Origin of the sequence: Chitinimonas sp., from assembly GCF_036568685.1 — a bacterium.
In the GTDB taxonomy this organism is placed as follows: Bacteria; Pseudomonadota; Gammaproteobacteria; order Burkholderiales; family Chitinimonadaceae; genus Chitinimonas.
On sequence record NZ_DATCSC010000034.1, the window covers coordinates 68,536 to 89,216 of the forward strand.

The following is a 20,681-nucleotide window of genomic DNA, read 5'->3' on the forward strand; positions in this document are numbered from 1 at the left end:
GAGCGCGTAGGCTGCGCGTGTTAAAATTTTGGCTTAATTTGCCCGCACAGACGCCATAACAATGACCGATTTGCAACAATTCGCTAAAGAGACCATCCCGGTAAGCCTGGAAGAGGAAATGCGGCGCTCCTATCTCGATTACGCCATGAGCGTGATCGTGGGGCGTGCGCTGCCCGATGTGCGCGATGGCCTCAAACCCGTACACCGCCGCGTGCTGTACGCGATGCAGGAGGTCAACAACGTCTGGAACCGACCTTACGTGAAGTGTGCCCGTATCGTTGGTGACGTCATGGGTAAGTATCACCCGCACGGTGATGCCTCGATCTACGACACCCTGGTCCGCATGGCGCAGGACTTTTCCATGCGCTACACCCTGGTCGACGGCCAGGGCAACTTCGGCTCCATCGACGGTGACCTGGCGGCCGCCATGCGTTACACCGAGTGCCGGATGGAGAAGATTTCCACCGAGCTGATGGCGGATATCGACAAGGAAACCGTCGACTTCATCCCCAACTACGACGGCAAGGAGCGCGAGCCCTCGGTTCTGCCGACCCGTCTGCCCAACCTGTTGGTCAACGGTGCCACCGGTATCGCAGTGGGTATGGCCACCAATATCCCGCCGCACAATCTTGGTGAAGTCATCAACGGTGCGCTGGCCCTCTTGGCCAACAGCGAGATGACCATCGACGAACTGATCGACCTGATCCCGGCGCCGGACTTCCCCACCGCCGGCATCATCTACGGCATTGCCGGCGTGCGTGAAGGCTACCGCACTGGCCGCGGCCGCGTGATCATGCGGGCCCGCACCCATATCGAAGAGGTGAGCCGCGACAAGCAGGCCATCATCGTCGATGAGATCCCGTATCAGGTGAACAAGAAGAACCTGATCGAGAAGATTGCCGATCTGGTACGCAACAAGCAGATCGAGGGTATCTCCGACCTGCGCGACGAGTCCGACAAGTCGGGCATGCGTATTTATATAGAACTCAAGCGCGGCGAAATGCCCGAGGTGGTGCTCAACCACCTGTATAAGCAGACCGAGCTGCAATCGAGCTTCGGCATGAATATGGTGGCCCTGGTCGATGGCCAGCCGCGCCTCTTGAACCTCAAGCAGATTCTCGAAGCCTTCCTGCGCCACCGCCGCGAAGTGGTGACCCGCCGCACCGTATTCGAGCTGCGCAAGGCGCGTGAGCGTGCCCATACCTTGGAAGGCTTGGCCGTTGCCCTCTCGAACGTGGATGAGGTCATTGCCCTGATCAAGGCTGCCGCCACCCCGCCGGAAGCCAAGGTCGCGCTGATGTCGCGTGAATGGCGCTCGGCCCTGGTGGAAGATATGCTGGCCCGCGTGGCGGGCGATCAGGCGCGGCCGGAATGGCTGTCCGACGAGTTCGGCCTCAAGGCCAATGGCTACCGCCTGTCCGATGCACAGGCCCAGGCCATCCTCGACATGCGCCTGCAGCGCCTGACCGGCCTGGAGCAGGACAAGCTCGAAGCCGAATACCGCGAAATCATGGACAAGATCGTCGATCTGATCGACATCCTGGCCAAGCCCGAGCGCATCACCGAGATCATCGCCACTGAACTGACCGAGGTGAAGACCCAGTTTGGTGACGGCCGTAAGTCCGAGATCGTGCCGTTTGGCGAGGACATCAGCCTCGAAGACCTGATCACTCCGCAAGAGATGGTGGTGACGCTCTCGCACACCGGCTATATGAAGGCCCAGCCGCTGGACGAATACCGCGCCCAGAAGCGCGGCGGCCGCGGCAAGCAGGCCACGGCGACCAAGGACGACGACTTCATCGACAATCTGTTCGTCGCCAATACCCACGACTACGTGCTGTGCTTCTCCTCCCTGGGCCGGGTGTACTGGCTCAAGGTATATGAAGTGCCGCAGGGCGGCCGTGCCTCGCGCGGTCGCCCCATCGTCAACCTGCTGCCGCTGCAGGACGGCGAAAAGATCAATGCCATCCTGCCGGTCAAGGCCTTCGACGACGAGCACTTCGTGTTCATGGCCACCCAGCGTGGTACGGTCAAGAAGACGCCGCTGTCAGCCTTCTCCAACCCGCGCAAGCTCGGCATCATCGCCGTGGCGCTGGACGAGGGCGACCAGCTCGTGGGCGTGGCCATCACCTCCGGCAAGCACCAGGTCATGCTGTTCTCCTCCGGCGGCAAGGCCGTGCGCTTTGACGAAGACGACGTCCGCCCGATGGGCCGTGACACCCGCGGCGTGCGCGGTATGTCGCTGGCTGACGGTCAGAGCGTCATCTCGCTGCTGGTGGCCGATTCGGAAGACTGGCAAGTGCTGACCGCCAGCGATGGCGGCTACGGCAAGCGCACCCCGATCGCCGAGTTCCGCCACACCAGCCGTGGCACCCAGGGTGTGATCGCCATGGACCTGACCGAGAAGACCGGCTTTGGCCTAGTGGCTGCAAGCCTCGTGTGCGAGCGTGAAGGCCTGATGTTGATCACCACCGGCGGCGTGCTGATCCGTACCTCGGTGGCCGAGGTGCGCGAGACCGGCCGTAGTGCCCAGGGCGTGCGTCTGATCAACCTCGATGCCGGCGAAAAGCTCTCCGGTGTGGTCAAGATCATCGAGGCCGAAGGTGGCGAAGATGAAGACAGTGAGCTGGAAGACGGCGAACTTGAGGCGGGTGAGGGCGGTGATGGTGTCGCGGCTGCCGATGGCGCTGATGTGACAAGCGACGAGGCTTGAGTCACCACGGGCTGCTCAGAGCCTGATATGAACTTGAGTCGTTGATTGGAGGAGGGGAGTGCAGGTGCCAGGGCGACCCTGGCGCTACTCAGCGTAGAGGGCTGATGCAGCGGGCTCTTTCCTGTTTGATCCACCCCCCTCCACCCCGCTGACGCTCGTCATCGCGTTGAGTTGGCGTCGGCTTTTCAACTGCTTAAGTTCATAACACGCTCTAAGCTGAAATCATTACAGCAATGCAGCCCGTTTGCCTTTCTCGTCGCAGCAACAAACGAGGTGGCTTCCACCTCGATAGAAAGACCTAGCAATGCAGAATCTGCCCCTGCCGGTGCTCAACCCGGCCTTGTTCGACGACGTGGCGCGCTGGTTCTGCCAGATTCCCCACTCGGCCACCTTGGGCCTGCAGTTCGTCAACGGTGAGCGCAGTCGTGCCACCTTGCGTCTGCCCTATAACACCGCCCTGGTCGGGAACCCGCGTACCGGCGTGCTGCATGGCGGGGTCATGACCTCGTTGATCGATACCACCAGCGCCCTGGCTGTGTTCTCCATGCTGGCCGAGCGTGAAGCCATCGCCACCTTGGACCTGCGCATCGACTATCTGCGCGGCGCCACCCCTGGGGAGACGGTCTACTGTACCGCCGAGTGCTACCGCCTGGGGCGGCAGATCGCCTTTACCCGCGCCACCGTCTACCAGGAAGGCAACGACCAGCCCATCGCGCATGGCGTGGCTACCTTTATGCGTGAATCCAGCCAGGCCCAGTTGGGCAGCAAGCAAGGAGCCTGATCATGGTGCAATTGGAATTTCTGCAGGCCGCCAAGGAATCGGGCAACTACGAGAGCATCATCGAGCAGATACCCTACGCCAAGCTGCTGGGGGTGGTAATGCGCGAGGAGAACGGCGAGCCCATCTTCGAGCTGCCCTTCAGCGACCACAATATCGGCAACGTCCACCTGCCGGCGCTGCATGGCGGTGCCATCGGCGGTTTTCTGGAGAATGCGGCGCTGCTGCAGCTGGTCTGGGCGCGCGAATCGGCCGAGGTGCCCCGCACCATCGATTTCTCGCTCGACTTCCTTCGCTCGGGCAAAGCCCAGAGCCTGTTTGCACGTTGCGAGATCACCAAGCAGGGCAAGCGTGTTGCCAACGTGCGCATGACTGCATGGCAAGAGGATGAAACCAAGCCGGTAGCGGTTGCGCGTGCGCACTTCCTGCTGTCCTGAGTGGCGCTACCGCGCTAGGCTGTCGCATTCGTGGCACGTCTAAGGTCATGCCATAACAAGGCGTGAATAATGGCTGGCCTGAGGGGCAAACTCCCCCCTAAGCTTGTAGTCAGAGCATCGTCTAGTAGTCAGAGCACCGTCTTTACCTTTGCCAGGAGAGCCCATGTCCCCCGTCTTCAATTTCAGCGCCGGCCCAGCCGTTCTGCCCCGTGAAGTCCTGCTGGAAGTCCAGAAGGAACTGCTCGATTGGCACGGTAGCGGCATGTCGGTGATGGAAATGAGCCACCGCGGCAAGGAGTTCATGCAGATCGCTGCGGAGGCGGAGGAAGATTTGCGCACGGTCATGGGTATCCCCAAGAACTACAAGGTGTTGTTCCTGCAGGGCGGGGCCACTACCCAGTTCGCCATGGTGCCCATGAATCTGATCCGCGGCCGCAGCAGCATCGACTTTGTCGATACCGGTCACTGGTCCAAGCTGGCCATGAAGGAAGCCCGCAAGTTCGGGGTGGCGACCCATGTGGTAGCCAGCGCCGAGGATCGCAGCTACACCTATGTACCCGCCGAGGCCGAGTGGCAGCGCGACCCCAACGCCGCCTATCTGCACTACACCTCCAACGAGACCTTGGGCGGGGTGGAGTTCCCCTTCGTGCCGACGACCGGCGATACCCCGCTGGTTTGCGACATGTCGTCCAATTTCCTGTCGCGGCCGGTGGATGTGAGCAAGTTCGGCCTGATCTACGGTGGCGCACAGAAGAACATCGGCCCGGCCGGCCTCACCATCGTGATCGTGCGTGACGATCTTCTGGGTCAGGTGCTGCCGGGCACGCCCACCATGTTCGACTACAAGATCCAGGCTGAAGGCGACTCGATGTACAACACGCCGCCGACCTTTGCCATCTATGTGGCTGGCCTGGTGTTCAAGTGGATGCAGCGCCAGGGCGGCCTCAAGGCCATCGAACAACGCAATATCGAGAAGGCGGCGCTGCTCTACGAGAGCATCGAGACTTCCGGTGGCTTCTATCACTGCCCGGTAGACAAGCCTTTCCGCTCGCGCATGAACGTGCCATTCCGCCTGGCCGATCCGGCTCTGGACGAGGCCTTCATCAAGGAGGCCAAGGCCCGCAACCTGCTGCAGCTCAAGGGTCACCGCGTGACCGGTGGCATGCGCGCCAGCATCTACAATGCCATGCCGCTCGAAGGCGTGAAGGCGCTCACCAGCTTCATGCAGGATTTTGCGCGCCACCACGGGTGATCACGGATGGAGGGTGGGGAGGTCTATCGCTTTGGCTCATCGCCCGGCGGAGCCGAGCGCTCAAAGGCGGTGGTAGCTCAACGGGCCTTTGCTGATTTAGTCCACTCCCCCCGCCCTCGCCGCCGCGAGGGAGTCTCGCTGGCCCGAGATCGGTGCTCTTTCCGAACTCTGCGTACGCCGAACCAAGAATGCCGCCCCTTGGGCGGCGTTTTGTATTTGAGGGCTGTCACGGCCGAGGTTGGCAGAACTGTACCTTGGCAGGCGGGGGAGGGCGCGCGCACAGTGCGGGCAGAATCAATGGAGTCTCCCCCGTGCTCACCCCCGCCATCCGCCGTGTCCTGATCTGCGCCGGCCTGGTTGTATCCCTTTCCATGGGTATACGCCACGGCTTTGGCTTTTTCCTTGCCCCCATGAGTGCCGATTTTGGCTGGAGCCGCGAGGTCTTTGCCTTTGCCTTGGGCCTGCAGAATCTGGTCTGGGGTATTGCCCAGCCTTTTACTGGCGCCCTGGCCGACCGCTATGGTGCGCTGCGCGTGTTGGCTGTCGGTGCGGTGCTCTACGCTGCGGGCCTGGCCCTGATGACGCTGTCCAGTACCGGTCCGATGTTCGCCGGTTCGGCCGGCGTGCTGCTGGGGCTGGCGCTATCGGGTACCACCTATAGCATCGTGTTCGGGGTGATTGGCCGCGAAGTGCCCGAATCGCACCGCTCGCAAGCCATGGGCCTGGCTTCCGCCGCCGGCAGCTTTGGCCAGTTCCTGATGGTACCGGTCGAGCAGCAGCTGATCGCCGGCGTGGGCTGGGTGCATGCCTTGTTGATCCTGTCGGTCATGTCCCTGCTGATCATCCCCGCCTCCCGCGGGCTGCGCGAATCGACGCCGCGACAGGCGCACCACGCTGGGCAGAGTGTCTGGGCGGCGGCCAAGGAGGCCTTCCGCTACCCGAGCTTCCAGATGCTGATGGCAGGCTACTTTGTCTGCGGTTTCCAGCTCATCTTCATCGGCGTGCATCTGCCGGCCTACCTGGCCGACAAGGGCCTGCGCGGCGATACGGCAGCGGTGGCCTTGGCCCTGATCGGCCTCTTCAATGTCTTCGGTACCTATGTGGCGGGCCAGCTCGGTGCGCGCGTGCCCAAAAAATACCTGCTGTCGGCCATCTACTTCATCCGGGCGCTGGCAGTCGCTGCCTTTGTCACCCTGCCGCTCTCGGCCATGAGCGTGTGGATATTCGCGGCGGTGATGGGCTTTCTGTGGCTCTCCACCGTGCCGCTGACCAACGGGGTGATCGCCACCATCTTTGGCGTGCGCCACCTGGGCATGCTGTCAGGCTTTGTCTTCTTTGCTCACCAGGTCGGTAGTTTCCTGGGCGTATGGCTGGGTGGTTGGCTGTACGACCATACGGGTAGCTACGACATCGTCTGGTACCTCTCCATCGGCCTGGGCTTTGCGGCTGCCGCCATCAACTGGCCGGTGCGCGAGGCGCCGCTGATCCGCCCCGAGGCGCTGGCGGTATGAAAACCCGCCCCTGGCTCTGGCGTGTGTTGACGCTATTGGCCTTGGTCCTGGTGTTTGCGGCCTATGTCACACCGCAATCCACCGTGGTCCTGGCCAATCTCTGGGCCATGTGTGGTTTCTAGGGCTTTGGGATATCAGTCCCGACAGACTGGCAATATAGCGCCAGCAGGCATAAAGCCGCCAGCGTGAGCCGTGCTATGCTCAGCGCTCGCCCGCCGGGCGCCTTATTTCCCTGTCAACAGAGCCGCATATGTCTGACGAACAACTCAAGTCCCACCGTGATGCCATCGACGCGCTCGACGCGCGTATCCTGCAACTCCTGAACGAGCGCGCCAGCCATGCCCGCGCCATCGGCGAGCTCAAGGGCGGTGGGTTGGTGTATCGGCCCGAGCGCGAGGCGCAGGTGCTGGCCCGTATCAAAGAAAGCAATACCGGCCCCTTGCCGGACGAGTCGGCCGCCAAGCTCTTTCGCGAGATCATGTCGGCCTGCCTGAGCATAGAGCGGCCACTGACCATCGCCTACCTGGGGCCGGAAGGGACCTTCAGCCAGTCTGCCGCGGTCAAGCACTTTGGCCACGCCGCCGTCACCCAGGCCTGTGCCAGCATCGACGAAGCCTTTCGCGTGGTCGAAGCAGGCGGTGCCGACTATGTGGTCGCGCCGGTCGAGAACTCCACCGAAGGCGCGGTAGGCCGCACCCTCGACCTGATGGTCAGCACGCCGCTGCAGGTCTGTGGCGAGGTTGTGCTGCGTATCCACCACCACCTGCTGCGCCGCGACGCCGGCCTGGTAGGCATAAGGCGCGTCTATTCGCACGCCCAGAGCCTGGCCCAGTGCCATGAATGGCTGAACAAGAACCTGCCGCCCGAGGTGGAACGCCTGTCGGTTTCCTCCAACGCCGAGGCAGCCCGGCTGGCCAGCCTGGACCCGAGCTGTGCCGCCATCGCCGGCGACGCTGCCGCAGAGCGCTTCGGCATGATCAAGCTCGCTGAGAATATCGAGGATGAGCCGAACAACACCACGCGCTTCCTGGTGCTTGGCTACCACCAGACCACGCCGTCGGGCCGGGACAAGACCAGCCTCGTCATGTCCGCTCAGAACCGTGCTGGCGCCGTGCACCAGCTGCTGAGCCCCTTGGCCGAGCACGGTGTTTCGATGACCAAGTTCGAATCGCGACCCTCACGCGCCGGGCTGTGGGAGTACGTATTCTTCGTCGATATCGAAGGCCACGCCCAGACCCCGCAGGTGGCGCAGATGCTGGACGCACTGCGTGACCGTGCCGCCTTTGTGAAGATACTGGGCGCCTATCCGCAGGCGGTACTGTAATGGCGGAGGCGGCCGCGGTAGCTGTGGTGCGCGAGTACTGGCGGCGCATGCAGAGCAACGACTTTGCCTACGCCGCGCAGATACTGAGTGGCGACTTCCGCCTGGAGTGGCCGCAGTCCAATGAACGTCTGCGAGGGCGCGAGAACTTCACCCGCATGAACAGCGAGTACCCTGCCCACGGCCGTTGGGAGTTCACCGTGCACCGCATCGTGGGGGATGAATTGGCTGCCGTCAGCGACGTGTCGATCACCGATGGCGTCCAGCGTGCCCGGGCCATTACCTTCAGTAGCGTGGCCGGCGGCCTGATTACCAGCCAGACCGAGTTCTGGCCGGAAGACTATCCGGCGCCGCAGAACCGGCGCCATCTGGTCGAGCCCATCCAGCCCTGAGGGGCGGGGCCGGCCAAGCAAGCGAGTACAAGCATGAAATCAATCTGTGTTTTTTGCGGCGCTGCCATGGGCAACCGCGCCGTCTACCGCGAGGCCGCGACGGCCTTGGGCCATACCCTGGCCGAGCAGGATCTGACCTTGGTCTGGGGTGGCGGCAAAGTCGGCCTGATGGGCGTTGTGGCCGATGCCGTGCTGGAAAAGGGGGGCGAGACCTTGGGTGTGATTCCCGGCTTCATGGTTGAGAAGGAGCTGGCCCATCCGGATTCCACCGCCATGATCGAGGTGGACAGCATGCACACCCGCAAGGCCTTGATGGCCGAGCGGGCCGATGGCTTTATCGCCATGCCTGGTGGCTTTGGTACGCTGGACGAGCTGTTCGAGATCCTGACCTGGGCGCAATTGCATATCCACGGCAAGCCCATCGGCCTGCTTAACGTTGCTGGCTATTTCGACCCGCTCCTGGGCTGGATACGTCACGCTGAGCAGGAAGGCTTTATCCGTGCCGGCCATCTCTCCTTGTTCCGGGTGGCTGATACGCCGGAAGCGCTGTTGGCCGCCATGCGTGAGCACCAGGCACCGGAAGGTGACTGGACCAGCAAGGTGACCTTTCGCCAGGGCTGAGAGGATGGAGGCGGCCCAGCGGGCGCAGCTGTTCGCGTTGATTCGGCAATGCGGCTGGTTGATGCAGGCGCTTGAGCTGGTCCGTGCACAGGGGTTGCCGGCCTGGTGTGTTGGGGCCGGCGTGCTGCGTAACCTGGTCTGGGACGCCGCCCATGGCTATCCGCTGCTGCCGAGGGCGGAGTCGGATATCGATGTTGCCTGGTTTGATGCCAGCGAGGCGGCCGATGGACAGGACCGGGCACTACAGCAGCGACTGCGGGACGCCATGCCGGTGTTGCGCTGGGAAGTCACCAACCAGGCCTGGGTGCACCGCTGGTTTGAGGGCTATTTCGGTCATGCGGTCGAGCCTTTGGCGCATTTGCACGAGGCGGTGGCCAGCTGGCCGGAAACCGCGACCGCGGTCGCAGTCTGGCTGGACGAGCAGGGGGAGCTGCAGCTGATCGCCCCCTATGGCCTCGTTGACCTGTTCGACCTCGTGGTGCGACGCAACCCGGCCAGGGTCAGCGTGCAGACCTACCAGCAGCGGGTGCTGCAGAAACGTTATACCGAACGGTGGCCGCAGGTACGCGTGCTGCCAGCCTGATTTCTACCGATACGCTACGAAAGCCCTGCCATGTCTCTCGCCCATCTGGCCCCCGACCATATCCGCGCCATTGCGCCCTACCAGGCCGGCAAGCCCATCTCGGAACTGGCGCGTGAAATGGGGCTGGCCGAGGCCGATATCGTCAAGCTCGCCTCCAACGAGAATCCGCTCGGTCTGAGCCCGAAGGCACGCGCCGCCATGCTGGCTGCGATGGATGAGCTGGCCCGCTACCCGGACGGAAATGGCTTCGCGCTCAAGGCGGCCATCGCCGGCAAGTTCGCCGTGGCACCCACCCAGATCGTGCTGGGTAATGGTTCCAACGATATTCTTGAGCTGGCGGCGCGGACCTTTCTCTCACCGGGTGATACGGTTGTGTACGCGCAGTACTCGTTTGCGGTCTACCCGCTGGCCACCCAGGCCGTCGGCGCGCGTGGGATCGAAGTGAAGGCGCAGGAGTATGGCCACGACCTCGAAGCCATGCTGGCCGCCATCGAGCCCTCTACCAAGCTGGTGTTTATCGCCAACCCCAACAACCCCACCGGTACCCTGTGCCGCCCTGGCGACCTGCTTGAGTTCATGGAACGTTGCCCGGCGAACGTGCTGGTGGTGCTCGATGAGGCCTATACCGAATATCTGCCACGCGAGAAGCAGGTCGACTCGCTGGGTCTGTTGCGGCGCTTCCCCAATCTGATCATCAGCCGCACCCTCTCCAAGGCCTATGGCCTGGCCGGCTTACGCATCGGTTTTGCGCTGGCCTCTGCCGAGCTCAGCGACCTGATGAACCGGGTGCGCCAACCCTTCAACGTCAACAGCCTGGCCCAGGCGGCCGCGGTGGCGGCGCTCGATGACCTCGACTTCCTGCGCGAGACGGTGCGCATCAATAGCGAAGGCATGGCGCAGATTACGGCAGCCCTGGTGCGCCTGGGCGTGCCCTTTATCCCCAGCTACGGCAATTTCATCACCTTCCATGTTGGTGACGGCGCCACGCTCAATCGCTTTATGCTGGAGCGCGGGGTCATCATTCGTCCGCTGGCGAGCTATGGTATGAAAGACAGCTTGCGTGTCTCCATCGGCCTGCCGGAAGAGAACGCACGCTTTATTGCCGTGCTGGAAGAAGCGCTCGAGGGCTGATCATTTGCCCGCAGGGCGCGGGGAAGGATCGATGATCTACGCGCTCTGCTTCGACACCAATACCGTCTATTGCTTCCGTAGCGAGCGGGAGGCCGCCGACTATTGCTCGCGGCATGCCGGCGACTGGCAGCTTTGCGATGCTGCTGGCCGGGCAGTCTACCCGCCGGGCTTTGCACCGCGCATGCACGTGGGGCTGCTGGCAGCGCACCTCTGGCTGGCCGAGGCGCACGAAAACGGCGGGCTGCATGAAGCCGGCCTAGTACTGCACACCGGGCTCGGTCTTCCGTGATGGCTTAGCTGTCCTGGCGGCCGGCCAGCGTATCGCGCGCGAGCAGGAGATCCTGCCAGGCCTTGATCTTGTCGGGCAGGTTGCGCAACAGATAGGCCGGGTGGTAGCTCACCACCACCGGTATGCCACGGTAGTCGTGCAAACGACCACGCAGGCTCGCGATGCTGGCTTCTCGGCCCAGCAGGGTCTGCACCGCAAAGCGCCCGACGGCAAAGATCACCTTGGGCTTGATCAGTTCTACCTGACGGTGCAGATAGGGCGCGCACAGCGCCAGTTCTTCCGGGGTCGGGTTGCGGTTCTGCGGTGGCCGGCACTTTAGCGTGTTGAGAATGAAGACATTCTCCTGGCGCTTGCGGCCTACCGCATCGAGCATGCTGTCGAGCAGCTTGCCGGCCTGGCCCACGAAGGGCTCGCCCTGCCGGTCCTCATCGGCCCCCGGCGCTTCGCCCACCACCAGCCAGTCGGCCTCAGGGTTGCCCACACCAAAGACGGTACGGTTGCGCGATTTACACAGCCCGCAGGCGGTACAGGCGGCAACGCTGCCTTGCAAGGCCTCCCAATCCAGCTGGGCAATGCTGGCGGCGCGGCGGCGCAGCTCGGGGTCTTGCTCGACGTTGGCGGGGGCTGCGGTATCGCTCCGTTGGGCTGGCGCGTCGGCATGCATCAGCGCCGCTTGAGCAGGCGAGGGCCGACGCTGGCTGGCGGGTTGCGCTGCCGATTCTTGTGCAACTGGGGTGGGTGTATCGGCAACTGGTACGGCTGAGCGGTGCGCTTCTGCCACCGGTTCGGCAACGGCGGGCACGACGGCTGGCGCTGCAGCTTCGTTGGCTGCCGCCAGCTCATTCAGCACGCTGCGGCGCACCCACTGGGGCTGCAACCCCAGTTCTTCCAATATCAGTTCGCGTCGCGCTGCGTTCATCGTCCACCTTCATCCAGTACCAGGGCCATCAGGATCGCATCCTCGCGACCTTCCTCCGCCCGGTAGTAACCCTTGCGCAGGCCATTTTCCACGAAGCCCATGCGCCGGTACAGCGAGCGGGCGGCGGCATTGCTCTTGCGTACTTCCAGTATCAATACCGCTGCGCCTTGCTCGCTGGCGCTATCCACGATCTGGTTGATCAGGGCGCGGCCTATGCCTTGCCGCTGCCAGTCCTGCCGTACACCCAAGGTGAGTAGGGAGAGTTCGTCCAATACCTGGCTGGTGACGGCAAAGCCGATCACCTCGCCGCCATGGTCGGCCACCCAGCCACGATGGCCGTCGGCATAGGATTCGATGAACTGCAAGGCGGTCCAGGGAAAAGACTGCAACTGGGCTTCGATCACCGCCATGGCAGGCAGGTCAGCCTCGGCCAGCGGTCGGATTTGCGGTTTGGTCGGAAGGGTCACTTGAAGTTTGTTAAAAAATAACAATGCGTTAATGGAAAATAAGCGCCCGGCATAGCACTTGGTATCCATAATTCACGGCACAACAACTATCTAGGGACACGCTTTACACCATGTCTATCAGTTCGTCGCGTACCGCTGTCGTGATCAATCTGGATTATCTCACCCTGCCGTACGATATGTGCCGCATGCTGTGGGTGCTGGTGGAGCGTGCCATGCTGGAAGCTGGCTTCGTACTGGATGGTCGTAATTTTGTAAGCCAGAACGATCCAAGCGCTGTACAGCGCGCTCGCGGTGTCATGAAGTCACTGGAGCCGACCTTCGAATCGCTGGGCTACAGCCAGTTCGAGGCGGTACGGGAATTCTACTGCTTCGATCTTGCCTCGCGCGTGGACCTGCACATGGTCGATGCGGCCGAGGTGGTGGAACTGATCGAACTGCCCAACTGAGCGCAAGATATTGTCCTGCCGCCCCCAGAGTCCGGGGCGCGGCGCGTATTGGAATTTCTTCAGGCCTTCGTCCGCTCACTGGTCTTGAGCGCGACCTTGTCGCGGATATAGAGCAGCTGCAGCCGGTCGGCTGGTTGCGCCTGGCCGTGAGCAAAAGCGTGCTGCGCCAGCTTGAGCACGCCCCGTGCATGCGGGAAGCGCTCGGGCTGGCATTCGGTCAGCAGCGCGCCATAGCGATCCTGCAGCGCTGCCTGCTGCACAGCAAAGCCGCTCCCTACACCTAGCCAACGCCCCGCAGGCAGATCGGGCAGGGCATCGGGCCCGCACACCGTGGTTGCGACCACTTCCTGCCATGCATCGCCCTTGCGCTCGAAGGCGGCCAGATAGAGCTCATCCATGCGCGCGTCCAGTGCCGCCAGTACGTGGTCGGCTTCGGTGTCTGCCGCCAGCGCCGCCAGGGTATTCACCCCCACCGTCGGCAAGCTCAGGCCAAAAGCCAGGCCCTGGGCAATACCACAACCAATACGCAAGCCGGTGAATGAGCCCGGGCCGATAGCCAGGGCGATGCCATCGAGGTCAGCGAGACTGGCGCCGACGTCGGCCAGCAAAGCCTGTATCGAGGGCAGAGCCAACTCGGCGTGCTGCTGCTGAGCGTGCCATTCGCGCGACACTGTCTCGTTTTTGTAGAGCAGGGCCAGCGAGAGATATTCAGTCGAGGTATCGAGGGCGAGCAGGTTCATGGTGGCGACGGCAGGTGAAGAGCGTTGATTCTACCATGCACACCTTTTGCGCCCGGCAGATGGGGCTTAATGCAGTACGCTCGTCCGTATTTTACTCGTTTGTCATGAAAAGGTTCATCAAAACAAATGCTTAGTAACAATCTGGCACCTGCAAGCCTGGCCAAGACTCGCTAAACTATGGCTTGTAGCGATCCACACAATGTCGCAACAAAAAAATACCAAAACAAACTACAACTTAATTCTGTATGGGGGATTGCTAAGCATGGACCGCAACGATCTCTTGACCTCCACCCGGGTCGAGTTCCTGCGAGCATTTTCGGTTGCGCTCAACGAGCTGGTACCGCTCTGCGTACAGCGCTTGTATGAGCTGGCCGATCACGCCCAATCTTCGCGTGACCAGCGCCGCTATTTCGAGGCGCGCAACGTCCTGACCAGCCGCAGCGCCAGCGTTATTCAGAGCGCGACCGGCAGCATGGAGCAATTGCTGAACCGTGGCTTTCGTACTGCCTACAGCACCTTCCGCCCCAGCTTTCCCAGTTCTTTCAGCACGGGCGGCGGTGGCCTCTCCCTGGTCGATTCTTCCGCCTTCGAAGGCGAGCTGCGCATAGACCAGCTGACCGAGCGCTACCGCAATGCTGCCGAGGAGCAGCTGCGCGATCTCAATATCCGCGTGGCACTGCTGTTCGATCAGGAAAACATCAAGGAACGCGAGAACCCCTTCCGTCCTTATCTGTTCTCGCGTTCCGTCGTTACCTCGATCGAGCAGCTTGCGCTCGAGCCCGAGCTTGCCGAAACCTTGATCGAAGAGTTGACCGACGGGTTGGTGGGCCGGGTGGCTACCATCTATCTGCGTTTGAATGAGCTGCTGGCCGATCACGGCATTGCAGTGCAACTCAAGCCGCGCTTGCCGCAGCAGAGTGCACCAGGGCGTAACGGCGCGGGTAGCTATGAAACGCCAGACGAACTGGAAGACGAAGCCGATGCCGCCTACCTTGCCGCAGAACGAGGACCGGCCAGCGTGCCCGGTGGGCTGCCGCAAGGCGGCCATGCGCGCTTTGGCAATGGCCAGCAGGACCAAGGTAGTCACGCCCGCTTTGGCAATGAGCAGCCCGGCAACGGCCATGCTCCCTTGGGTGAAATGGTGGCGTCACCCGCGGTGCCGGGCCGCTTTGATCGCCTGATGCAAATGGTGCGTGGCCGCCCAGACCCTCTGCTGGATGCGCAGGGGCCCGCCAGTGGGTTTGGCGGTCAGGCTGGCCCAGTTGGGGGGGGCGGTACCGCCAACGAGCAGGGGGGCGAGCTTGGCCCGGTCAGCAGCGCGCGTAACCGAGGGCTGTCCGAGATCGCCAGGGCGGGTTGGCTGGCCGGTACCGAGATGGTCGGCAATGCCATGCGCAAGTTCTTTGCCACCGGCAGTGCGCCAGGCATGCCCACCACTCCACTGGGTGGGGACACCATGGCGCGGCGGGTGCTTACCACTTCGGTTTCCAATCTGCAGCGGGAATCGACGCCGGCAGTTGAGGCCATGTACGACGAAGAGGGCCAGGTCCGTAACCTGATCCTGGAGCAGCACGGCAAGCTGACCGAGATGGCGCCCGGTGTGAACGAGCAGATGACGATCGATATCGTCGCCATGCTGTTCGAATTCATCCTGCGCGATGATCAGGTGCCTGCCGAGGTCCGTGCCCAACTGGGCCGGCTGCAGTTCCTGGTGCTCAAGATCGCCTTGATGGACCCGGAGCTATTTACCCAGAAACACCATCCGGCGCGGGTGCTGGTCAACCGCATCGGCTCGATCTCGGTTGGCTTGGAAAAGGCGGGTGCCAATACCGAGGCCATGGTGGCCGAGATCCGCCAGATCATTGAGCGCCTGCTGGCTGACGAGCGCGAAAGCGTCGGCCTGTTCTCTCGCATGCTGGACGAATTCGACCTCTTTATCGCCAAGCAGCTACGTGCGGCTGACGAGAAGGTCGAACGCGCGGTGCAGGTGCTGGAAAAGGCCGAGAACCGGACCCTGCAATTTGCCCGTACCACGGCCATGATCGCCGAGGCGCTGGAAGGTTTGACGCTCGACCCCTTCCTGCAGGACTTCCTGCTCAATGGTTGGGCCCATGCGATCGAGCGGGCAGGGCGGGATGACGCAGCTCGCGCCGAGCGCTATCGCATGCTGATTCCCGACCTGATCTGGAGCATCGCGCCCAAGACCAGCAAGCAGGACCGTGACCAGCTGTTGGTACAGATACCCACCATGCTGCGCACCCTGCGCGAGGGTTTCGAGCTCATAGGTTGGGACGCCGTCCAGCAGCAGGCCCTGCATACCTGGCTGATCGAGGCCCACACCCATGCCTTGCGTACCGCCACCAGCCCGGTACCCGTACCCAGCCTTGACCTGATGCGCGAACGCTTCAAACCCGTGCCCACCGCTGATATGGAGACCAGCACTGTGACATCGACCCCGAAGATCAATCGCGGGCCGCTCAATCGGCAGGTGCTCAATGAGACGATCAAGGAGCTGGAGGTCGAGCTTAACCTGCTGGATCGGGTACTGGGACCGGTTGACGACGTGCTGCCGGCGCCGGAGAGGAATTTGCTCGAGGCTAGCGGCGCCCGCGGCGAGGAGGCCCCAATGGTCGAACAGCCGCAGTCCGATGGCGAGGTGCTGGAGCGTCTGCGCAGTGGTGTGTCGGTGGAGATCAACCTCGACGGCAAGCCCAGCCTGGCCCGCCTGAACTGGATCAGCCCCAATGAATCCAGCCTGGTGCTGAGCATTGATGGCGACCACAAACCCGCTATCGTCAGCGTGCGCCTCTTCCTGCGCCTTTTGACCAATGGTCGGGCGCGTTTTATCGAAGTGGCTCCACTGTTCGAACGTGCAGTCCAATCACTGCTGCAATCGGCCGACCATGTCGACAAGACGGGCCGCCCCAACCTGGCTGCTGCTCCGGCGTAGTGCCTTGGGCACGATCAAGCCATGCAGAGTATTTGAGTGCAGTGATACGCCCGGGAAAACCGGGCGTTTTACATTGGTGCGGACGGAGACAACGGCGCTAGCCTTGATTGAGCCCCGTCCCTCCGCAGCCTTGAACATACAGGCTCTAGGCGTCAAAGCGTCAGGAGCGCTGGCAGCCGCTCTGCCGACGGGGAAGCACACTGACGCTCGTACTCGCTTTGAATGGGCATTGGCTTGGTTCGCATCCCTGCTCTTGAGGCACCTCGCTGTCGGGTAGATGACTTCGTACATCGCCATGAAATGTTCAAATTTTCAGAATAATCAGAGCAAGGTATTTCGCTATCTGAGTGGTAAGTCTTGGCGCAGAATGCTGTTCAAGGATCAGATGAGCTGATCAAACCCCCACGATAAGGATGGCGATCATGAATACGTCCCTGCAACATCCCCGCGAAGTCGAACGTCTGGTCAATGGCATGCCCACCTCGGATGGCGCCGGCGTCAAGCTGCTGCGCGTACTGACGCAGGACCTGCAGCGCCGTCTCGATCCCTTCCTGATGCTGGATTACTTCCATAGCGATGATCCGGGCGACTACCTGGCTGGCTTCCCCGACCATCCGCATCGTGGTTTCGAGACCGTCACCTATATGTTGGCCGGTCGTATGCGCCACCGCGACAATGCCGGCAACGAAGGCCTGCTGGGGCCCGGCGGTGTGCAGTGGATGACTGCCGGCCGCGGACTGGTGCACAGCGAGTTGCCCGAGCAGGAGGATGGCCTGATGCAGGGCTTCCAGCTGTGGGTCAACCTGCCGGGCAAGAACAAGCTGATGGAACCGGGTTACCGCGATATCCCGCCTACCGATATCCCGGTGGTGAAGCGCGAGGACGGCGTAAGCGTCAAGGTGATCGCCGGCAAGTCGCAGGGTGTGACCGGTGCGGTGGAACGTCCCGACACCGAGCCGCTCTACCTCGACGTACACCTGCCGGCTGGGGGGCGCTTCGAGCAGGATCTGCCGGAGGGCTATAACGCCTTCGTCTATGTTTACGAGGGTGATGCCCTGGTGGGCGGCCGAGGTCAATTGGTGAAGGCCCGCCAGATGGCCGTGCTGGAGACTCGCCCCGGTAGCGACGGCGCTTTGCTGGCGGCGGGAGACGCACCGGTCAAGGCTTTGCTGATCGCCGGTAAGCCATTGCGCGAAGATATTGCCCAGTGGGGACCGTTTGTCATGAACACCCGCGAGGAAGTCATGCAAGCGGTCGAGGATTTCCGCAACGGTAAGATCTAAGGCGGACAGGGGGCGGCTAACACCGCTCCCTGCTTGCGACAATCCCTGCTAGAGGGATGCGGCCCAAGCCGATATCGGTCAGGCTGACCCAACTTTGCTGTTCCCGAGGAGAGATTTCATGTCGAGTATCCAGCATCTGCTCAAACCACACGAGCGCGACCTCGGTGGGTTTTCCGTCAAACGCCTCTTGCCCAGCCTGCCCAAGCAGGCCGTCGGTCCCTTTATCTTCTTTGACCATATGGGGCCGGCCGATCAGGCGCCGGGCGAGGGCATGGATGTCCGGCCGCACCCGCATATTGGCCTGGCTACGGTGACCTATCTGTACGAGGGTGAGATCACCCATCGCGATAGCCTGGGCTATGTGCAGGTGATACGGCCTGGTGACGTGAACTGGATGACCGCCGGCCACGGCGTGACCCACTCCGAGCGCACGCCCGACGAGCCCCGTGCCCATGGCCAGACCATACATGGCATCCAGACCTGGTTTGCCTTGCCCAAGGAATACGAGGACACCGACCCCGGTTTCTGGCATCACCCTGCCAGCACGCTGCCGCTGATCGAAGCGCCTGGGCTCAGTCTACGAGTGATCCTGGGTACGGCCTACGGCCTGACTTCGCCGGTCCATACCTATGGCGACACACTCTACGTCGCAGGCGAATTGGATGCCGGTGCCAGTTTCGATATTCCGGCGGAGCATGTAGAGCGCGGTGTCTACCTGGCTCGTGGCGCCATCGAGATCGACGGCGAGGCCCTGGTACCGGGCCAACTGGCTGTGCTGGTGCCAGGCAAGACGGTCACCGTGACCGCGCAGGCCGATACCCGCCTGCTCGTACTGGGCGGTGAGCCACTCGATGGCCCGCGCTTTATCTGGTGGAACTTCGTCGCCACCACGCGTGAGCGTATCGAAGAGGCCAAGCAGCGCTGGGAGGAGGATCGCTTCCCCAAGGTGCCCGGTGAGACCGAGCGCATCCCGCTGCCGCACAAGTAAGCCGATTTGCTACACCTGCTATGCCCCTGTCGTGCCTGACCGACAGGGGCATTTCCTTTTTCTTCAGTGGTTTAGCAAGCTGTAGCAGCAGGGCTGTCGTGTCAGACCGACAGCTTGAACGATCCTTTGCTTGGGCCGTCTGGGCGGGTTTCGGTTTTTCCCTTTTAAATCAATGCCGATTCTCACTTGGCACGGAGCTTGTATAGGGGTGGTCCATCTTGTCCGCCCACAGCCCATAAAGCGAGGAATCGATGTTCAACAAGACCCCCACCGCCGGCCAACGTACTCCCCTGAGCAGCAGCGAACGCGAGAGCCGTTTCAACTCGCTCAACGAAGGGCGTCCGGCAAGTACCACGCCTTCCGCATCTGCTGTGCCCACCCCGGCCGCCAGTGCCGACAATCAGAAGAGCCTCGCCAGCATGCTGCCAGCAGGTCAAACCACTGCCCCATCGTTGGGTGAGGACACGCCGGTAGCCGGTAGCCGCCTGATCGTTGGGCCCAACGTCAAGCTCAAGGGGGCAGATATCCACGACTGCGACACCCTGGTGGTGGAGGGCAGGGTGGAGGCCACGATGGATAGCCGGGTACTGCGCATTGCGGAGCAAGGCGCGTTCTCGGGCAAGGTGAGCATCGACGTGGCAGAGATACACGGCCACTTCGATGGCGAGCTGACCGTGCGCCAGCAACTGGTGGTACATGCCACCGGCCGGGTCAACGGCCATATCCGCTACGGCAAGATGCTGGTGGAGGCGGGCGGCGAACTGTCCGGCGATATCCGCTCGCTATCCATGGAAGGGGTGAAGATCGATGCCGGCAATACGTCGCCGGCCACGCCGCGCACGGAGCTGGCGCGCGTACTGACCGGGGCCAGTGCCAGCCAGCCGCCGCTCAATGGCACTACTGGCTGATTAGGCGCCGCTGGAAAACCCGCCGGCATTGTTGTGCAAGCTTGCCGTACCAGCCGCGGAACAAAGGGATAAAGCAGAGGCAGGAGGATACAGGGCCGACCATCGCAAGATGGCCGGCCCTGACTCTTGCTGACGGCAGCGCTAGGCGCCGATGGTGTTACATATGCTTGAACAGATGATTGAAGCTACGGCTCACTTCGAGCTTTTCGTTGCTGCCACGCATCTGCACGATCTGCTGGCCGCGGATGTCACGGGTCACCTGGTCGATGGCATCGACCTTGACCAGGATGGCACGGTGGATCTGCCAGAATTCGTCCGGGTCGATCTCGTCGACCAGCTCCTTGATCGGCTTGCGGATCAGCCCCTCGAAGTTGGTGGTCTGCACCCGGGTGTATTTGTCCTCGGCACGGAAGAACAGAATGTCCTCAGTCGGAATCATACGGATGGCGTTGCCCACGCTGACCTGGATCCAGCGCAGGTATTCCTTCGGTTTGTTCTCGACCACCGCGGCGGCGGCGCCACCCAGGCGCTGAGCCAGTTGGTCCAGCAGTGCATCCATGCCTTCGGGCTTCTTGTCGAGCCGGCTTTTGAGCCGTTCCACGGTCAGCTTGAGCCGCTCCGGGTCGGCGGGCTTGAGCAGGTAATCCACCGCACCTTGCTGGAAAGCTTCGATCGCGTACTGGTCGTAGGCGGTTACGAACACCACATGGCACAGGTCGGAAATGGCCCGGGCGGCTTCGACGCCGGTCATCTCCGGCATGCGGATGTCGAGGAAGGCGATATCGGGCTGCTGGGTCCGGACCATGGCAACCGCCTCCCGTCCATTGGTGGCCTCTCCGGCGATCACCAGTTCTGGCCAGGCTTCCTTGAGCCGCGCCACGATCTGTTCGCGCATCAAGCGCTCATCGTCGGCGATCACGGCGGTAGGGGCGGGCTTGCGATTCACGTTGTC

The 20,681-nt window shown here is 62.5% G+C and carries 21 protein-coding genes; 17 read left to right on the forward strand and 4 right to left on the reverse strand.

The genetic code is table 11. The features are described 5' to 3' along the window. Positions 1-61 precede the first annotated feature (61 nt). The 12 genes from gyrA to VIM95_RS05770 all read left to right on the forward strand — a co-directional run bounded on the left by gyrA (position 62) and on the right by VIM95_RS05770 (position 11,028). On the forward strand, positions 62-2,713 hold the full coding sequence (gene gyrA, locus VIM95_RS05715) for a DNA gyrase subunit A (RefSeq protein ID WP_331983936.1): 2,652 nt from the start codon (positions 62-64) through the stop codon (positions 2,711-2,713). A gap of 304 nt (positions 2,714-3,017) precedes the next feature. Continuing rightward, positions 3,018-3,494: a PaaI family thioesterase gene (locus VIM95_RS05720; RefSeq protein WP_331983938.1), complete on the forward strand. Its 477-nt coding sequence runs from the start codon at positions 3,018-3,020 to the stop codon at positions 3,492-3,494. A gap of 2 nt (positions 3,495-3,496) precedes the next feature. Beyond that, the gene (locus tag VIM95_RS05725; protein WP_331983940.1) at positions 3,497-3,928 is read left to right on the forward strand and encodes a PaaI family thioesterase; all 432 of its coding nucleotides are present in this window, start codon (positions 3,497-3,499) and stop codon (positions 3,926-3,928) included. A 163-nt stretch (positions 3,929-4,091) separates the two neighbouring features. Continuing rightward, the gene (serC, locus tag VIM95_RS05730; protein WP_331983942.1) at positions 4,092-5,180 is read left to right on the forward strand and encodes a 3-phosphoserine/phosphohydroxythreonine transaminase; all 1,089 of its coding nucleotides are present in this window, start codon (positions 4,092-4,094) and stop codon (positions 5,178-5,180) included. 311 nt (positions 5,181-5,491) lie between these two features. Continuing rightward, positions 5,492-6,691: an MFS transporter gene (locus VIM95_RS05735; RefSeq protein ID WP_331983944.1), complete on the forward strand. Its 1,200-nt coding sequence runs from the start codon at positions 5,492-5,494 to the stop codon at positions 6,689-6,691. Further along, positions 6,688-6,813, forward strand: a complete 126-nt coding sequence (locus tag VIM95_RS05740; RefSeq protein ID WP_331983946.1) for a hypothetical protein — start codon at positions 6,688-6,690, stop codon at positions 6,811-6,813. The genes VIM95_RS05735 and VIM95_RS05740 overlap by 4 nt, the downstream gene beginning before the upstream one ends. Before the next feature lie 128 nt (positions 6,814-6,941). Continuing rightward, positions 6,942-8,015 carry a prephenate dehydratase gene (pheA, locus tag VIM95_RS05745; protein ID WP_331983948.1) on the forward strand — a complete coding sequence of 358 codons (1,074 nt, stop codon included), beginning with the start codon at positions 6,942-6,944 and terminating at the stop codon, positions 8,013-8,015. Further along, positions 8,015-8,404, forward strand: a complete 390-nt coding sequence (locus tag VIM95_RS05750; RefSeq protein ID WP_331983950.1) for a nuclear transport factor 2 family protein — start codon at positions 8,015-8,017, stop codon at positions 8,402-8,404. Before pheA ends, VIM95_RS05750 begins: the two co-directional genes overlap by 1 nt. 33 nt (positions 8,405-8,437) lie before the next feature. After that, positions 8,438-9,025, forward strand: a complete 588-nt coding sequence (locus VIM95_RS05755; RefSeq protein WP_331983952.1) for a TIGR00730 family Rossman fold protein — start codon at positions 8,438-8,440, stop codon at positions 9,023-9,025. A gap of 61 nt (positions 9,026-9,086) precedes the next feature. Then, positions 9,087-9,608 (forward strand): nucleotidyltransferase family protein, encoded by a 522-nt coding sequence (locus VIM95_RS05760; RefSeq protein ID WP_331983954.1) that lies wholly within the window; start codon positions 9,087-9,089, stop codon positions 9,606-9,608. A gap of 30 nt (positions 9,609-9,638) precedes the next feature. Then, complete coding sequence (gene hisC / locus VIM95_RS05765) at positions 9,639-10,739, forward strand: histidinol-phosphate transaminase (RefSeq protein WP_331983956.1); 1,101 nt, start codon at positions 9,639-9,641, stop codon at positions 10,737-10,739. A gap of 31 nt (positions 10,740-10,770) precedes the next feature. After that, positions 10,771-11,028, forward strand: coding sequence for a hypothetical protein (locus tag VIM95_RS05770; RefSeq protein WP_331983958.1), 258 nt, complete (start codon positions 10,771-10,773; stop codon positions 11,026-11,028). 4 nt (positions 11,029-11,032) lie between these two features. Here the strand turns inward: VIM95_RS05770 and VIM95_RS05775 are convergent, their stop codons facing one another. Beyond that, positions 11,033-11,947: a uracil-DNA glycosylase gene (locus VIM95_RS05775; protein ID WP_331983960.1), complete on the reverse strand. Its 915-nt coding sequence runs from the start codon at positions 11,945-11,947 to the stop codon at positions 11,033-11,035. Next, the gene (gene rimI, locus VIM95_RS05780) at positions 11,944-12,414 is read right to left on the reverse strand and encodes a ribosomal protein S18-alanine N-acetyltransferase (protein ID WP_331983962.1); all 471 of its coding nucleotides are present in this window, start codon (positions 12,412-12,414) and stop codon (positions 11,944-11,946) included. Before rimI ends, VIM95_RS05775 begins: the two co-directional genes overlap by 4 nt. Before the next feature lie 110 nt (positions 12,415-12,524). Here rimI and VIM95_RS05785 point away from each other — a divergent pair, with 110 nt between their 5' ends. Beyond that, complete coding sequence (locus tag VIM95_RS05785; RefSeq protein ID WP_331983964.1) at positions 12,525-12,860, forward strand: hypothetical protein; 336 nt, start codon at positions 12,525-12,527, stop codon at positions 12,858-12,860. Positions 12,861-12,919: 59 nt separating this feature from the next. Here the strand turns inward: VIM95_RS05785 and tsaB are convergent, their stop codons facing one another. Then, positions 12,920-13,600, reverse strand: a complete 681-nt coding sequence (gene tsaB, locus VIM95_RS05790; protein WP_331983966.1) for a tRNA (adenosine(37)-N6)-threonylcarbamoyltransferase complex dimerization subunit type 1 TsaB — start codon at positions 13,598-13,600, stop codon at positions 12,920-12,922. Positions 13,601-13,862: 262 nt separating this feature from the next. Here tsaB and VIM95_RS05795 point away from each other — a divergent pair, with 262 nt between their 5' ends. From VIM95_RS05795 to VIM95_RS05810, 4 genes are all read left to right on the forward strand, one after another. Further along, positions 13,863-16,550 carry a DUF1631 family protein gene (locus VIM95_RS05795; RefSeq protein WP_331983968.1) on the forward strand — a complete coding sequence of 896 codons (2,688 nt, stop codon included), beginning with the start codon at positions 13,863-13,865 and terminating at the stop codon, positions 16,548-16,550. A gap of 422 nt (positions 16,551-16,972) precedes the next feature. Next, complete coding sequence (locus VIM95_RS05800; RefSeq protein ID WP_331983970.1) at positions 16,973-17,833, forward strand: pirin family protein; 861 nt, start codon at positions 16,973-16,975, stop codon at positions 17,831-17,833. Between the two features lie 118 nt (positions 17,834-17,951). Further along, positions 17,952-18,821, forward strand: coding sequence for a pirin family protein (locus tag VIM95_RS05805; RefSeq protein WP_331983972.1), 870 nt, complete (start codon positions 17,952-17,954; stop codon positions 18,819-18,821). 251 nt (positions 18,822-19,072) lie between these two features. Further along, a complete protein-coding gene (locus VIM95_RS05810; RefSeq protein WP_331983974.1) occupies positions 19,073-19,729 on the forward strand; it encodes a polymer-forming cytoskeletal protein in 657 nt (218 codons plus the stop codon). 157 nt (positions 19,730-19,886) lie between these two features. Here VIM95_RS05810 and VIM95_RS05815 read toward each other — a convergent pair whose 3' ends face one another. Beyond that, complete coding sequence (locus VIM95_RS05815; protein ID WP_331983976.1) at positions 19,887-20,675, reverse strand: LytTR family DNA-binding domain-containing protein; 789 nt, start codon at positions 20,673-20,675, stop codon at positions 19,887-19,889. Positions 20,676-20,681: the final 6 nt, after the last annotated feature.

What these genes read in the sequence shown, in the direction of transcription:
- VIM95_RS05810 (WP_331983974.1), top strand. Translation starts at nt 19,073, where the DNA reads ATGTTCAACAAGACCCCCACCGCCGGCCAACGTACTCCCCTGAGCAGC.
- VIM95_RS05725 (WP_331983940.1), top strand. Translation starts at nt 3,497, where the DNA reads ATGGTGCAATTGGAATTTCTGCAGGCCGCCAAGGAATCGGGCAACTAC.
- VIM95_RS05755 (WP_331983952.1), top strand. Translation starts at nt 8,438, where the DNA reads ATGAAATCAATCTGTGTTTTTTGCGGCGCTGCCATGGGCAACCGCGCC.
- hisC (WP_331983956.1), top strand. Translation starts at nt 9,639, where the DNA reads ATGTCTCTCGCCCATCTGGCCCCCGACCATATCCGCGCCATTGCGCCC.
- VIM95_RS05795 (WP_331983968.1), top strand. Translation starts at nt 13,863, where the DNA reads ATGGACCGCAACGATCTCTTGACCTCCACCCGGGTCGAGTTCCTGCGA.
- VIM95_RS05760 (WP_331983954.1), top strand. Translation starts at nt 9,087, where the DNA reads ATGCAGGCGCTTGAGCTGGTCCGTGCACAGGGGTTGCCGGCCTGGTGT.
- VIM95_RS05775 (WP_331983960.1), bottom strand. Translation starts at nt 11,947, where the DNA reads ATGAACGCAGCGCGACGCGAACTGATATTGGAAGAACTGGGGTTGCAG.
- VIM95_RS05785 (WP_331983964.1), top strand. Translation starts at nt 12,525, where the DNA reads ATGTCTATCAGTTCGTCGCGTACCGCTGTCGTGATCAATCTGGATTAT.
- pheA (WP_331983948.1), top strand. Translation starts at nt 6,942, where the DNA reads ATGTCTGACGAACAACTCAAGTCCCACCGTGATGCCATCGACGCGCTC.
- serC (WP_331983942.1), top strand. Translation starts at nt 4,092, where the DNA reads ATGTCCCCCGTCTTCAATTTCAGCGCCGGCCCAGCCGTTCTGCCCCGT.
- VIM95_RS05805 (WP_331983972.1), top strand. Translation starts at nt 17,952, where the DNA reads ATGTCGAGTATCCAGCATCTGCTCAAACCACACGAGCGCGACCTCGGT.
- VIM95_RS05770 (WP_331983958.1), top strand. Translation starts at nt 10,771, where the DNA reads ATGATCTACGCGCTCTGCTTCGACACCAATACCGTCTATTGCTTCCGT.
- VIM95_RS05720 (WP_331983938.1), top strand. Translation starts at nt 3,018, where the DNA reads ATGCAGAATCTGCCCCTGCCGGTGCTCAACCCGGCCTTGTTCGACGAC.
- gyrA (WP_331983936.1), top strand. Translation starts at nt 62, where the DNA reads ATGACCGATTTGCAACAATTCGCTAAAGAGACCATCCCGGTAAGCCTG.
- VIM95_RS05800 (WP_331983970.1), top strand. Translation starts at nt 16,973, where the DNA reads ATGAATACGTCCCTGCAACATCCCCGCGAAGTCGAACGTCTGGTCAAT.
- VIM95_RS05750 (WP_331983950.1), top strand. Translation starts at nt 8,015, where the DNA reads ATGGCGGAGGCGGCCGCGGTAGCTGTGGTGCGCGAGTACTGGCGGCGC.
- VIM95_RS05740 (WP_331983946.1), top strand. Translation starts at nt 6,688, where the DNA reads ATGAAAACCCGCCCCTGGCTCTGGCGTGTGTTGACGCTATTGGCCTTG.
- tsaB (WP_331983966.1), bottom strand. Translation starts at nt 13,600, where the DNA reads ATGAACCTGCTCGCCCTCGATACCTCGACTGAATATCTCTCGCTGGCC.